We start from the raw sequence: 13394 nt of genomic DNA, 5'->3' as shown, positions 1-13394 counted from the left end.
TGCCCGCACCGGTACCCGCGCCTGTACGTGCGCCCGCGCCCGCCGGCGAAGCCCCGGCCGCGGGCCCCGCCTGGGCCTCGGCGCCCCGGTCGGGACCGTACGGCGTGGACCCCGTGCTCGCGCCCGGCGCCGGCCGCGGGGGCGAGAGCGCATGAGGATAGGGCTCATCACCTCCCGCCCCGACCACCCGGTGCTGGCCGCCACGGCTGCCCTGCTCGGCGGCCGCGCGCACGACGTACGACCGCTGGACCCGGACCGGCTGACGCGCGTACCGGCTCCGCTCGCCGACGTGTACCTCCTCAAGTCGGGCGCCCCGCGCGCCGTCGCCCTGGCCCGGGACGCCGAGCGGCAGGGCGCGACCGTGGTCAACTCGGCCTGGGCGACCGCCCGGTGCCAGGACCGCACCGCCATGGCCGACACCGCTCTGGCCGCCGGCCTGCCCTTCGCCCCGACCCGCACCTTCGCCACCCTGCGCGACCTGGCCGCCGCCTCCGCGGCGGCGCCGCCGCGCGGCCCGCTCGTGGTCAAGAGCCGGCACAACCGCAAGCAGGACGTGGTGGCGCGGGTGGACGACACCGACGCCCTGCACGCGCTCGCCGCCGCGCACCCCCAGGAGCCGGTCGTGGTCCAGGACTTCGCCCCCAACAACGGCTGGGACCACAAGCTCTGGGCGGTCGGCGACCGGCTGTTCGCGGCGCTGCGCCGGTCCGAACTCGCCCCCGGCGACGGACCGTCCGCCGCCCGGCCCCTGGCCGTCACCGACCTGCCGCCCGGCTGGGCGGACCTGGTGCACCGGGTCGGTGAGGTCTTCGCCCTCGACGTGTACGGGGTCGACGTCATCGACACCGGCGGCGGCACGCCCCTGATCGTGGACGTCAACGCCTTCCCCGGCATCCGCGAGCAGCCGGGCGCGCCCGAGGCCCTGGCGGAGCTGGCACTGCGGCGGGGCGCGTAGCCGCCGAACCGTCCGGCCCAGGCTGCGGACCTCGGCGCCCGGGACCGCGCGGGGCGGGTGGGACCGGGCGAGGCGGGTGGGACCGGGCGAGGCGGGCGGGGCTCGCCGTGCGGTGCCCGGGCCCGTGCGAGCGCGCGGGCGGGCGGGGCTCGCCGTGCGGCCCCGTCCGCCCTTGCCTACGCTGGTTGACCGGAGCCGTGTCCCGTGTCGCGTGTGACAGGAGGCCCGCCGTGACGTGCTCGCGTACGCCTTCCCGCCGCCGGCTGCGCCGCACCTGGGTGGCGTGGTCCGCCGCCGGGCTGCTGGCCGTACCGCCGCTGGCCGGGCTCTCCCCGGTCCAGGCGGCCCCCGGTCCGACGCCCGTCCCGACGCCCACGCAATCGGCCCGCGCCGACGACTCCGACTTCGCCCGGCTGACCCCGGAGGTGACCCGGCAGCTGGACCAGGCGATCCAAGAGGTCCTGAAGAAGGCGAACGTCCCCGGTGTCGCCGTCTCGGTGTCGGCGCCCGGCAAGGGCCAGTACCTCCGCGCTTTCGGGGTCGCGGACAAGGCCACGGGCCAGAAGATGACGACCGACATGTACGTGCGCATCGGCAGCGAGACCAAGACCTTCACGGTCACGGCGATGCTGGAGCTGGTCGACCAGGGCAAGCTGGGCCTGGACGACCCGATCTCCAAGTACGTCGCCGGGGTACCGAACGGCGACCGCATCACCCTGCGCAACCTCGCCGGCATGCGCAGCGGCCTGTTCAACTACTCCGAGGACGACGGCTTCGTCAAGGCCTTGGAGACCGAACCGAACAAGCGCTTCACACCGCAGCAACTCCTCGACTACGCCTTCAAGCACCCGATCCAGTTCCAGCCGGGCGCGAAGTTCTCCTACTCCAACACCAACTTGATCCTGATCGGTCTGGTCGTGGAGAAGGTGGGCGGGCTGCCGCTGCACGAGTACATCCAGCGGCACGTGCTGGACCCGGCGGGGCTGCGCCAGACGCTGTTCCCGACCGGAGGGGAGTTCCCGCAGCCGCACCCGCAGGGCTACACGGACGAGACCGTGAGCGGGAAGGTGGCCGTCAGTACGGACTGGGACCCCTCCTGGGCCTGGGCCGCCGGCGCGATGATCTCGAACCTGCCCGACCTGCGCTCCTGGGCCAGGACCGTGGCCACGGGCACCCTGCTCGAACCGGCCACCCAGGCACAGCGGCTCAGGACCGAACCGACCGGCGTCCAGGGCGCGGGCTACGGCCTCGGCATCTTCGACATCCAGGGGTGGATCGGCCACAACGGCTCCCTGCCCGGCTACGAGACCCTGACGATCTACCTGCCGGGCCCGGACGCCACCGTGGTCGTCATGCTCAACACGGACATCCTCTACGACAAGGTGATCGAGCCGAGCACGCTGTTCGGCGAGGCCATCACCAAGATCGTCTCACCGGAGCACGTCTTCAACCTCCCGGTCCCCGCCTCGGCCACCCGCTGACCCGCGCCGGAAGGCCGCCAGGAGGCCGATGTAGGTCAGGTCGAGGACCGAGCAGAGGATGCCCAGGCCCAGGATGAACGACGAGTGCTCCAGCACGCCGAAGAGCAGCGTGGGGGCCAGGGTGCCCAGCCATTTGGCGACGGCGATGGTGAGGCTCTGGCCCCGGGGCCCCCGGCGGGACAGCAGCATCGCCACGAACAGGCCCGACATCAGCAGGTTCTGCAGGAACGCGGCGTAGCGGACGGCGTCGTGGCCGCCGAACTCGGCGAGGAACAGCAGCTGGATCGCGTACGCCGCGCCGAAGACGCCCGCGGTTCCGACCGCGAACCGGGCCTTCGTCACGAACCCCGGGAACTCGGCGCGGCCGAAGCGCAGGAACGTGTAGACGATCACGACGTCGGCCAGCGCCCAGACGAGGTTGACGACCCCCTGGACCGACAGGCCCTCGCCCAGGCTCCGTACGGAGTAGATGGACTCCCAGGCGAAGTTGAGGGCGAGGGCGACGACCGGCATCGCGTACGTCCGCTGGGTGAGGCCGACCCGGATCGACTCGACGTAGACGAGCGTCCAGGCGACTCCGCTGACGAGGGTGAGGAGGGTCTCCATGCGGTCCGTTCCTGTGCTTGCGGCCGTCGGTCGGGGTGGGGGGATCAGGGCAGGTAGAGGGTGTACAGCAGCTTGTTCGGGGTGGGTGGCGGGTCGCCCTGGAGAACGCCCGTCGTGGCGTTGGCGACCAGGGCCTGCTTGACCTGGGCGGGGGTGTCCGCCGGGCGGAAGGCCAGGTGCAGGGCGGCCGCACCGGCGGCGTGGGCGGTGGCCGGCGAGGTGCCGCTGAGCGTCGCGGTCGCCGCGTCACCGGTGTGCCAGGCCGACGGGATGCCGACGCCCGGGGCGAACAGCGACACGCAGGCGCCGTAGTTGGAGGAGGAGGCCTTGCGGTCGGTCCGGTCGGTGGCGCCGACGGTGACGGCCTCGGCCACCCGGGAGGGCGAGGTGGCGCAGGCACCGCCCGACTGGGCGGCGCTGCCGGCCGCGACCGTGTAGGTCACACCGGAGGCTATGGAGGAACGGACGGCGGCGTCGAGCGCGGTGCTGGCGGCGCCGCCGATGCTCATGGTGGCGACGGCCGGTTTCACCGCGTGCGCGGTGACCCAGTCCACCCCCGCGATCACCGCCGACGTGGTGCCGGAGCCGGTGCAGTCGAGCACCCGCACCGCCACCGGCCGGGCCTGCTTGGCGACCCCGTAGGTGGTCCCGGCGGCGATCGCGCCCACGTGGGTGCCGTGGCCGTTGCAGTCCTGGCCGCCGCGCCCGTCGCCCACGGTGTCCACGCCGACCGAGGCCCGGCCGCCGAACTCCGTGTGCGTGGTGCGCAGACCGGTGTCGATGACGTACACCCGGACCCCGGGCGCGGTGGTGCGGTACGTGTACGTGGTCGACAGCGGCAGCCGGCGCTGGTCGATCCGGTCCAGGCCCCACGGCGCGCCGGGCTGCGTGGCCGCCGTGCCTGCGGGGCCGGCGGTGCCGGCCGTGCCTGCAGGGCCCGCGGCGCCGGCAGTGCCGGCGGTGCCCGCAGTGCCCGGCGTGGCCGCGGTGCCTGCGGGGACCCCGGTACCTGCGGTGCCCGGCGTGGCCGCGGTGCCGGCGGTGCCCGCAGGGCCCGCGGTGCCCGCGCTTCCGGCTCGCTCGCCGAGGTGCACCGGCGTGTCCGGCTCCACGTACGCCACCCGGGGATCGGCGGCCAGCCGCTGGGCCTGGGCCCGGCCCATCCGGGCCGAGAAGCCGCGCAGCGCGGAGGCGTAGACGTGCCCGAGCCGGCTGCCGGATAACCGGCCGAGGAGGTCCCGGGCGGTGTCCGCCGGGGCCGCGGCGGCCGCGCCGGTCCGGCCGGGCTCCTTCAGCACGACGATCCAGCCGCCCGGGGCGTCGGGAGCGGCGGACCCGGCCGCCGCCGCGGCGGGGGCCGGACCGGCGAGCAGCCCCGCCGCCAGCCCCGCGAGCAGGGCCGGGACGAGCAGCCGTGAGCCGCGCCGCCGGGTGCGGACGGTCCCTCGCGCCGCGGCGCGTTCGTTCCGTGGAGTCATGCCTGATGCACCTGGACCTTTCGTCGACCGTGTGTGGGGTGGGTCGTACTACGTCCGCGCGCCAGGGTGCCGGGCCCACCGCTGCCGCACAAGAGCCCCGTCCCTCCCGGGAGGAGGCAAGGGACCACGCCAGGCCGCAACCGGCCTCGACCCGTCTCCCGTGCCTACGGCCACCCCGTCCCGCCCGTGAACCGGGCCTGACGACCACCGCCCGGCCAACGCCGGAACGCCCGTGGACGGGCCACGATGACGACCACCGGGCACGGCCACCACCGCGCTGCCCACGAACCGGGCACACAGCCACCCGGGCCCACCCAGGGACCCGACACGACGGCAACCACCGGGCACAGCCACCCCCGGGCCCGCCCATGGACCCCGCTGACGACCACCGCCCGACCCACCCCCGGGGCCCGCCCGGGGACCGGAGGGACGACGGCAACCACCAGGCACGGCCACCACCGCGCTGCCCACGAACCGGGCACACAGCCACCCGGGCCAACCCAGGGACCCGACACGACGGCGACCAGCGGGCACGGCCGCTACCGGTACGCTCATGGACCGAGCACGACGGCCGCCTCGGCCCACGCCTCGAACCTGGCACGACGGCCACCCCGCGCCCGCCCTCGGACCAGACATGACAGCCACCCCCGGCCGCCCCCGGACCGGGCCTGACGGCCATCACCCGGTCCCGCCTCGCGGAGCCCCCGCCCCCGGCCCGGCCCGGTCACCGCCCCCGCCGCGCCCCCGAGGGCAGGGTGTCGGTCGGAACAAGGCCGGGCGGCCGCTGGGGTGATGAGGCTCCGTCAGGCTGCGGTCCCGCGTATCTCGGGGTCGGTGGTGGGGGGCGGTGGGGTCAGGGCCGTGTGCAAGCGGGCGGCCTGGGTGAGGAGTTGGGTGGTGCCGCGGCGGGTGGCCAGGTCGGCGAGGCCGGGCGGGAGCGGGCCGGTGGCGCCGGTCCGCTCGACGCAGTCGGCCGCCACGGACAGCAGTTCGCCCGTCCCGCGGTGGGCGGCTGGGTCCTCCAGCAGGGTGGGCAGGGCCTCCGCCAGGACCGCCCAGGTGGTGGCGTAGGCGCCGGTGGAGGCGGCCGTGCGCAGGGCGTCGGCCAGCCGGGTCGGCTTCACCGTGCCCAGGCTCAGCAGTTCGGCCAGGTCGCGACCGAGCCGCGGCGCGTCGAGCTCGCCGCGCGCCGCCAGGAGCAGCAGCGCGTCGACCGCCGACAGGCGGTCCTCGCCGTGCCGGGCACCCAGCCCGGTGGCGACCGCCAGGTGCAGCGCCGGGCCGGCCGGCCCGCCCAGTTCGGCCAGCCGCGGCAGTTCCGCGGCGGCGCCCCGCTCCTCGGTCACGGCGCAGCCGGTCAGGGCGGGCAGCATCCAGGCCGCCTGGGTCTCGCGGTCCTCCGGCAGCACCGCCCAGCGCAGCGGGGCCTCGCCCGTCCAGTGGTAGCAGCGGGTCTGCTCGCGCTGCGGTCGGCCCAGCGGGTGGAAGGCCGCCGGGAACTCCCTTTGCAGCAGCAGGCGATCGCCGGTCTCGACGACGATCCGCCGCACCGCCTGGCCCGCCCGCTCCCACCAGTGGACGGCCCGCTCGCCCGGCTCGCGCACCCGCCGTATCGCCGCGGCCGGCTCGCCGTCCGAGCCGAGCCACCGCGCGAGCCGCCGTCCCTCGGAGGTGTCCAGCGCGGCGGCCGCCGCCGCGGCGGCCGGATCCCGGCGCACCCGCAGCAGCGCCTGCGCGAAGTCGTGCGGCGCGGGCCGGACCCCCACCTGCCGGTACTGCGCCAGTCGCGCGGTCAGTTCGTCCGGCTCCAGGCTTCCGGTGTCCCAGCTCGGGGTGGCGAGCAGGAACGGCAGCGGGTCCTCCAGGATCCGCTGCCCGGCCTCGCGCAGCCGGCCGTCGAGCACGCGGCCCAGCGCCTCGTGCACGCAGTCGCGGTGGTGGTGACCGCTCGGCCGCTGCCGGTCGATCCGCAGGTCGGAGGGGTGGGCCAGGCCCAGCACGGCGGCGGCGACCACGTCCAGGCCGGCCGGCCGTCGCCCCGCGTGCGCCTCGGACCCGATCCACCAGCGGCCGGCCAGCGCCGGCCGCAGCGCCTCGGCCAGTTCCGCCCGGTGCAGGCGGGCATGCCGTACGAGGCCGTCGAGCGCCCGCTCGAACTCGGTGAGGTCCGGCGTCCGGGCCTTGCCCACGGCGACGACGAGTTCGACGGTCTCGGCGACCGACGGGGTGGCGCCGAGCCGTCGCCGGACCGGGACGTGCGGAAGCAGCTCCTCGTACGGGAGGTCGGCCTCGCCCGGGTCGCCGGCGGCGCCCGCACCGAGCACCGTCACGGCCAGCGGCCGGTGCACCGGGCTCAGTGCGCGGGCCTGGTCGGCCAGTTCCTCGCGCAGTGCCTCGTCCTGCGGCTTCAGGTGCGCGGCGACCAGCTTCAGGGCCCGCTCCTGGAGCGCGGTGTCCTCGTGACCGAAGGCACCGGCGACGGCGGGCAGCAGCTCATGGCGGGCGTCGGGGTCACGCCTCAGGACCTTGCCCAGCAGCACGAGCTGGGCGCGGACGAACTTCTTCTCCGGCCGGAAGAGCACCAGGGACGACATCTCCGCGAGCTGACCGGCGGTCAGCGCCCCGGCGAGCGCCAGCCGGGCCAGGACCTCCTGGGCGTGGCCGGCCACCGGCGCCGGGCCGTCGGCGGCCATGGCGATCCAGTCGGCGGCCCGCTCCTGTTCCTCCGCGGCGGTCAGCTCCAGCCGCCGGAGCAGGACGAGGTAGAACGAGAGCTGCTGGGGGCGCCCGCCGCGCAGCAGCCGCGCCGTGCAGCCGTCGACCAGCGTCCGGCGCTCGACGACGCCCGCCTCGGCGAGGGAGACCAGCCCGGACGGCCAGTGCTCCGGGTTGTCCGGCTCGGCCCGCCACAGGAGGGCGGGGGCGGGCTCCGCGGTCTCGAACAGGCGCGGCACCAGCTCGGGTGCGTAGGGGTCGTCGTGCAGGTCGAGCGTGATGCCCTTCGAGTCGACCCAGCCGTGCACGAAGGCGTCCGTGGTCGGCACCGGACCGCCGGAGATCCGCAGCAGTCCGGAGATGAAGGCGTAGTCGTCCGCGGCCGTGGCGGCGCGGTCGGCCAGTCGCCGGGCCACGTCGCCGAGCCAGGCCGGGTCGCGGTCGGCGAGTACGTCGAGCAGCAGGTCGGTGGGCAGGCCCGGCCAACGGCGCAGGTCACGGGCGCCGATCCAGGCGGCGGCCGCCGCGGCGCCGGTGTGGCAGGCTGCGCCGGCGACGAGCAGTCCGGCGCGCAGCGCGTCGCGCTCGCGCCAGCGGTCCCACTCCCAGCCGCGGGCCTCGGCGCGCAGCGCCTTGAGCTCGGCCAGCAGGGCACGGCGGGCCGGCGGGTCCAACGGCCCGACGAGGCCGGGCAGTTCGTGGTCGCGGCCGGCGCGGACCGCGTCGAGGACGTGCCGCACGGCGGCGTCCTGGTGGCTTCCGGCGGTGGTCGTGGTCGTCATCGGGTGCCTCCAGCGGCGATCAGGTTCCGCTTCGCCATCCGGACGGCGAGTGCGTGCTTGCAGGGGCCTCGGCGGCCCCGGTAGTCGGCCCACCAGGTGCAGGTGCAGCTCAGGACCCCGCCGGAGGCCTCGCGGACCTGGTAGCGGCGCTCCCCGGAGAGGACCGTGGCCGTCCCGGCGGTCGTGCCGTCCAGGTGGACCGCGCCCTCGGCCAGCAGGGCGCGGGCGGCGACCAGGCGGGGGTTGTGCCGCTCGGCGCGCTCGGCGTCGTAGGGCAGTTCGCGGTGGAAGTAGGCGGCGTCGGCGACGTCGTAGCCGACGCGGCCCGCCGTGCCGAGGCGGGCCAGGGCCGCGCGGACCCGGGCCACCGACAGCCCGGACTGCTCGGCGAGGTCGGCGGGGTCGATCCGCGGCTCCCAGGCCAGCAGCACCGAGACCAGGTCGGCGTCGGCCGCGGCCTCGTCGGTGGCCAGGGCCTCCAGGACGCCGCCCTCGCCGGAGAAGCCGCGGGCCGGGTCCGGGGAGAGGGTCAGCGTGAGCCGCATGCCGGGCAGGACGACCTCCCAGGCGGCGGCGGTGGCCGCGCCGTCGGTCGCGGGGGGCCCGTAGACGCGCAGGGCGGTGGCGTGCCGCAGGACCCGCTGGAGCGCGCCCAGCCGGTCGGGGCCGGGCAGGCAGACGGCGCCGGGCCCCGGCCGGGTGGTGGGGCGCAGGGTGCGGCCGGCCGGCACGACCCACATCGGGCCGCGTCCTCCGGCGTCGGCCGTGCGGGGCAGGGCGCGCAGGAACCGGACCGCCTCGGCGGCGGGCAGCTCGGCCCGCAGGTCGAAGCCCCCGGAGACCACCTGCGCCTCGGCGAAGCCGCGCAGCCAGCGGTCGGGCAGCGGCACCTTCTTCTCGACGACCGGCCCGTCGAGGGTGCTGACGACCATCTCCTCCGGGCCGACCCGCAGGTGCAGCGGATCGTCCCCGGCGAGCCGCGACAGCGCCTCGCGCAGCGGGTTGTTGACGTCGACGTTGGTGGTGCCGTGGCCGGTGTCGGCGCCGTCCAGGCCCTCCTGCAGCACGTCGAGCCGGGCGTACACCCCGCAGCAGCCGGAGAACGACTCGAACCGCAGCCGGTCGCCGTTGCCGGTGACCACCGGGTCCAAGGAGGCGGGGCGGGTGCGCTGGTGGTAGCGGGCGGCGGCGACGTCGGCCACCGCCAGCAGCCCGCGCGCCGCCACCTGAGGAGAGGTCAGGAACCCGGCGAAGAACTGCGGATGGGCCTCGGCGCCCAGCGGCGTCGTGCCCCCGGCGGTCTCCAGGCCGAGGTGCCGTCCCCCGGTGGCGTCGGTGAGGGCGGAAGGGCGGGCATAGGCCAATGCCTGTACGGATCGCGTCATGGGCAAGACGCTAGGACCCGCCACTGACAACGCGGTTGGGCTGTGGACAACCGGCCGCCCGAGACCCGCCCGGAGCGGCCCGAGACCCGCCCGGAGCCGCCCGGACCGCCCGGAACGGACCGAAGCCCGGCCTGCCCTTCCCCGCCCGTCTCTTCCCCGCCCCCGCCCCGCTCAGCGGCGGCGCTGCTTGGCGATCTCCCGGGCGATGATCGGCGGCAGCAGGTCCTTGGCCAGCTTGCGCAGCGCCGAGGGGGCCGGGCGCGCCGGAGCCGCGGCGGCGGCGGGAGCGGCCGCGGGGGCGGCCGCGGGGGCGGGACGTCGGCAGGGCCGGAGCTGTCGCCTTCTCGCCGCCGATGCGCACCAGCGGCGCCCCGGCGACCTGCTCGACCCCGTGCCACAGGTCGTCACGGCCCTCCAACCAGGCCAGCAGCGCCTCGCGCAGCGGGGCCGGGTCGTCCCAGGTCGCGTAGAGCTTGTTGCCGGTCACGCAGAGCACGTGCAGGCCGGCGGTGGCGACGGCGCCCCAGATCGCGGCCGCGACGCCCGGGCAGTGCTCGGAGCGGTAGTCGTCGAAGACGACGACCGCGCCGGGGGCCGCGACCTTGCGGGAGGCCTCGATGTCGCCGTGCACGTGCTCGTACAGGTGCGAGGCGTCGATGTGGACGAAACGGCAGGAACCTGCCTTGACCTCGGTGGCCACGACCGAGGTGGGGGCCTGGATGACGACCGGGAGCTCGTCGTGGAAGGCCAGGTAGTTCGTCTCGAAGGCGCGACGGGTCAGGTTCGCGTACGACGAGGTGGTCTCGGCGGTGTTCGAGTCGTCCGGGGCGGGCGCGCCGAAGAGGTCGCAGACGGTGAACGTCTCGCCGTCCCGCAGGTACTGCCCGAGGAGGATCGCGCTCTTGCCGAGGTAGGCGCCCAGCTCCAGCAGGTCGCCGCCGTCCTGCCCCGGATCCTCGTTCTGGCGCGTGAGGATCCAGTCGAACAACAGCTGGTCGACGGCCCAGAACCACCCCTTGACGTCTTCAAGGCGGGTGGGAGCGTTCTGAGCGGTGGTGGGTGCCTGCGACATGGAGCGCTGATCCTCCGGAAAAGGCGTGGAATCGCCGTTGATACCTGGCCACATCCCCCGTGGTGATCGGGAATCTACACGCGTGAAGCACGCCCGGCTACCGCTCGGACGAGGTCCTGGCCGAGAACTGCCGAGCAGCCTCCCCGACACGGCCCTGCGACCGGCAACGGGCTTCCGGATCAAGGGAAAACCAGGTGATCGCGTCCGGGCGGCCTCGGTAGCCTCGGGCCGCATGAACCGACCCCCGACGACGACCTTGTGGCGCCCGACCGGGCCCGTCGAGCTCGACCTGGTCCGCCGGTCGGGCTGGCGGGCGTGGCCGCCGCGCCTGCCCGAGCAGCCGATCTTCTACCCGGTGCTGAACGAGGACTACGCGATCCGGATCGCCCGGGACTGGAACGTCAAGCACGACGGCTCCGGTTACGTGACCCGCTTCGAGGTCGACAGCGTGTTCCTGAGCCGCTACCCGGTCCAGCGGGCCGGCGGGGAGACCATCCTGGAGCTGTGGGTGCCGGCCGAGGAACTCGACCTGTTCAACGCGCACATCGTCGGCGAGATCCAGCTGGTGCACACCTTCCGCTGAAGGCCGCCGCCGACCGCCGGGACCCGGACTTTGCCCGGGCTATACCTGCTTATTACCTGATTACGCGGCTCTTGGTACCGTCCGGGTGCGGACCGGCGGTGCTCCCAGCACTGCCGGTCCGTCCATGCGACAGCCCCCAGGAGAACGAGGAGAGCGATGCTCCGCCCCACCGCCCCGCGGACCGTCCCGGCCGCCGGGGGGCGACTGGCCGGGGTGGACGCCGTGCGCGGGCTCGCCGTGCTCGGCATGTTCGCGGTGCACGTGGGCCCCGACCCGCAGCCCTCGGGTGCCGGGCACCTGGTCATGGCGGCCGACGGCCGGGCCCCGGCCGTCTTCACCCTCCTCGCCGGCTTCTCCCTGGCCCTGGCCCAGCGGCAGAAGCCCTCCGGGCCGAGCGGCCGGGGCGACAGGAGCAGCCGGGGCGACAGAAGCGGGCGGAGCGACAGAAGCGGCCGGGGCGGCCCGGAGCGGACCCTGCGCCCCCTCCTCGTCCGCAGCGCCGTCCTCGCCGCCCTCGGGCTGGCCCTGGCCGGGCTCTGGCCGGGCATCCTGGTGATCCTGACCTTCTTCGCCCTGTACTTCCTCGCCGCCGAGCCGTTCACCCGCCTGTCCACACCGGTGCTCACCGTCGTCGCGGCCGCGAGCACGGTCCTCGGGCCGCTGCTGTCCTTCCTGCTCGGCCCGCTCCTCGGCTACGAGGTGTCCGGCCGCGGCGCCGTGCCGGAGCCGGGCCACCTGACCGGCTGGTGGGGGCCGCTGCGCGTGCTGGACGCGTTGCTGCTGTCGGGCGCGTACCCGCTGCTGACCTACCTGCCGTACGTCCTGGTCGGGCTGGCGCTCGGCCGGCTGTGCGACCTCGGCCGGCCGGACGTCGCCCGGCGGATGGCCGGCTGGGGCGCGGCCGTCGCGGTCGCCGCGTACGGCGCCGCCTGGCTCGCCGTGGAGGTGGGCGGCGGCCGGGAGCGGCTGCTCGCCACGATCGCCGAGCGGCACCCCGAGGCCCTGGGCGCGGCGGATCCGCTGCGGGCCGTGCTGGGGCGGCAGTTCGGGGCGATCCCCAGCACGTCGTGGGACTGGCTGCTGATCGCCGACCCGTACAGCCAGACCCCGTTGGAGACGCTCGGCAACGCGGGCGTCGGCTGCGCCCTGATCGGCCTGTTCGTGCTGCTGTCCCGCGGCGCCCTGGCCCGGCTGCTCCGCCCGCTGACCGCGCTCGGGGCGATGGCGCTGAGCGCGTACGTCGCCCATGCCCTGGTCCTGGCCGGCCCGGCGTACGGGGTCCACTCGACTGCGGCCCTCGCGGTGTTCGCCGGGGCGGCGCTGCTCGGCGCGTGGGCATGGCAACGGGCCCTGGCCGGCCGCCCCATGGCCCGCGGCCCGCTCGAGCACCTCCTGCGCCTGGCCACGCACGGCCGCCCCGGACGCGGCACGGCCTGACCGGGGCCAGGGCCGGACCGGGGCCACGGCCGGACCGGGGCCACGGCCGGACCGGGGCCACGGCCTGAACCGGGCCGGCGGTGCGGGCGGGTTATTCGGTGGAAGCGGACGTTTCGGATACCTAGGGTGACGGGGCATTCCGCCGCCCGTCCCTGGAGCCCCGCCATGCGCACCCACTATCCCCGCACCCCGCACCTGCCCTGGTCCCCGGGGGCGGCGCCGGACGACGTGCGGGCCTCGGGGCCGGCGGGGCTGGCGGGGCTGGCCGGCCGTGAGGTCGTCGTCACCGAGAAGCTCGACGGCGAGAACACCACGCTGTACCGCGACGGCCTGCACGCCCGCTCGCCGGACTCCGGCCACCACCCCTCGCGGGCCTGGGTGAAGGGCCTCCAGGGCCGGATCGGCGCCGGGATCCCCGAGGGCTGGCGGGTGTGCGGCGAGAACCTGTACGCACGGCACTCGATCGCCTACGACGACCTCGACAGCTGGTTCTACGGCTTCTCGGTGTGGGACGGCGAGCACTGCCTGGACTGGGACGCCACCGTGGCCTTCCTGCACCGGCTCGGCGTACCGGCCCCGCGGGTGCTGTGGCGCGGCACCTTCGACGAACGCGCCCTGCGCAAACTCCGGTTGGACACCACCCGGCAGGAGGGCTACGTCGTACGGACCGTGGCCGGCTTCGAGCGGGCGGCGTTCGGCCGGCACGTGGCCAAGTGGGTGCGCGGCGGGCACGTGCAGACGGACACGCACTGGATGTACGCGGCCGTCGTCGAGAACGGCCTCGGCCCCGCCGCGCCGCTGTGGGCGGTCCGGTCCGGTGCCGCGCCGGACCCGGCCGGGCTGCTGGCCGCCGTGGGCATGGGCGGCGGGGACGACGTCGCGCCGGAGTCCGTGCGGCGG

10 protein-coding genes are annotated in these 13394 nt (G+C 75.8%); 5 read left to right on the top strand and 5 right to left on the bottom strand.

Going from position 1 to position 13394, the window contains the following annotated elements:
- Nucleotides 1–151 precede the first annotated feature (151 nt).
- Together LG632_RS26725 and LG632_RS26720 are read left to right on the top strand one after the other, a co-directional pair.
- Nucleotides 152–955: an ATP-grasp domain-containing protein gene (locus LG632_RS26725; RefSeq protein ID WP_226730114.1), complete on the top strand. Its 804-nt coding sequence runs from the start codon at nt 152–154 to the stop codon at nt 953–955.
- Nucleotides 956–1185: 230 nt separating this feature from the next.
- Nucleotides 1186–2436 (top strand): serine hydrolase domain-containing protein, encoded by a 1251-nt coding sequence (locus tag LG632_RS26720; protein WP_226730113.1) that lies wholly within the window; start codon nt 1186–1188, stop codon nt 2434–2436.
- On the opposite strand, the gene LG632_RS26715 is transcribed toward LG632_RS26720, so the two are convergent.
- From LG632_RS26715 to LG632_RS26695, 5 genes are all read right to left on the bottom strand, one after another.
- Entirely contained in the window at nt 2386–3042 is a 657-nt protein-coding gene (locus tag LG632_RS26715; protein ID WP_226730112.1) for a transmembrane-type terpene cyclase, read from the bottom strand. The genes LG632_RS26720 and LG632_RS26715 overlap by 51 nt on opposite strands.
- Nucleotides 3043–3086: 44 nt before the next feature.
- Complete coding sequence (locus LG632_RS26710) at nt 3087–4520, bottom strand: S8 family peptidase (RefSeq protein ID WP_226730111.1); 1434 nt, start codon at nt 4518–4520, stop codon at nt 3087–3089.
- Between the two features lie 803 nt (nt 4521–5323).
- Nucleotides 5324–8017 (bottom strand): DUF7824 domain-containing protein, encoded by a 2694-nt coding sequence (locus LG632_RS26705; protein WP_226730110.1) that lies wholly within the window; start codon nt 8015–8017, stop codon nt 5324–5326.
- Nucleotides 8014–9402: an SWIM zinc finger family protein gene (locus tag LG632_RS26700; protein WP_226730109.1), complete on the bottom strand. Its 1389-nt coding sequence runs from the start codon at nt 9400–9402 to the stop codon at nt 8014–8016. Before LG632_RS26700 ends, LG632_RS26705 begins: the two co-directional genes overlap by 4 nt.
- A gap of 10 nt (nt 9403–9412) precedes the next feature.
- Complete coding sequence (locus LG632_RS26695; protein ID WP_308109246.1) at nt 9413–10474, bottom strand: class I SAM-dependent methyltransferase; 1062 nt, start codon at nt 10472–10474, stop codon at nt 9413–9415.
- A gap of 232 nt (nt 10475–10706) precedes the next feature.
- On the opposite strand from LG632_RS26695, the gene LG632_RS26690 reads away from it, so the two are divergent.
- The 3 genes from LG632_RS26690 to LG632_RS26680 all read left to right on the top strand — a co-directional run.
- Entirely contained in the window at nt 10707–11057 is a 351-nt protein-coding gene (locus tag LG632_RS26690; protein WP_226730108.1) for a hypothetical protein, read from the top strand.
- 156 nt (nt 11058–11213) lie between these two features.
- On the top strand, nt 11214–12494 hold the full coding sequence (locus tag LG632_RS26685; RefSeq protein ID WP_226730107.1) for a DUF418 domain-containing protein: 1281 nt from the start codon (nt 11214–11216) through the stop codon (nt 12492–12494).
- A gap of 165 nt (nt 12495–12659) precedes the next feature.
- On the top strand, nt 12660–13394 hold a 735-nt coding region (locus tag LG632_RS26680; protein WP_226730106.1), incomplete at its 3' end, for an RNA ligase family protein.

The sequence above is a fragment of the Streptomyces antimicrobicus genome (assembly GCF_020532625.1).
GTDB lineage: Bacteria > Actinomycetota > Actinomycetes > Streptomycetales > Streptomycetaceae > Streptomyces > Streptomyces antimicrobicus.
This window is presented reverse-complemented; position numbering and strand designations above follow the sequence as displayed.

Bases quoted from the DNA above. Each gene is read 5' to 3' on its own strand.
- LG632_RS26725 (WP_226730114.1), top strand. From the start codon at position 152: ATGAGGATAGGGCTCATCACCTCCCGCCCCGACCACCCGGTGCTGGCC.
- LG632_RS26715 (WP_226730112.1), bottom strand. From the start codon at position 3,042: ATGGAGACCCTCCTCACCCTCGTCAGCGGAGTCGCCTGGACGCTCGTC.
- LG632_RS26710 (WP_226730111.1), bottom strand. From the start codon at position 4,520: ATGACTCCACGGAACGAACGCGCCGCGGCGCGAGGGACCGTCCGCACC.
- LG632_RS26705 (WP_226730110.1), bottom strand. From the start codon at position 8,017: ATGACGACCACGACCACCGCCGGAAGCCACCAGGACGCCGCCGTGCGG.
- LG632_RS26700 (WP_226730109.1), bottom strand. From the start codon at position 9,402: ATGACGCGATCCGTACAGGCATTGGCCTATGCCCGCCCTTCCGCCCTC.
- LG632_RS26695 (WP_308109246.1), bottom strand. From the start codon at position 10,474: ATGTCGCAGGCACCCACCACCGCTCAGAACGCTCCCACCCGCCTTGAA.
- LG632_RS26690 (WP_226730108.1), top strand. From the start codon at position 10,707: ATGAACCGACCCCCGACGACGACCTTGTGGCGCCCGACCGGGCCCGTC.
- LG632_RS26685 (WP_226730107.1), top strand. From the start codon at position 11,214: ATGCTCCGCCCCACCGCCCCGCGGACCGTCCCGGCCGCCGGGGGGCGA.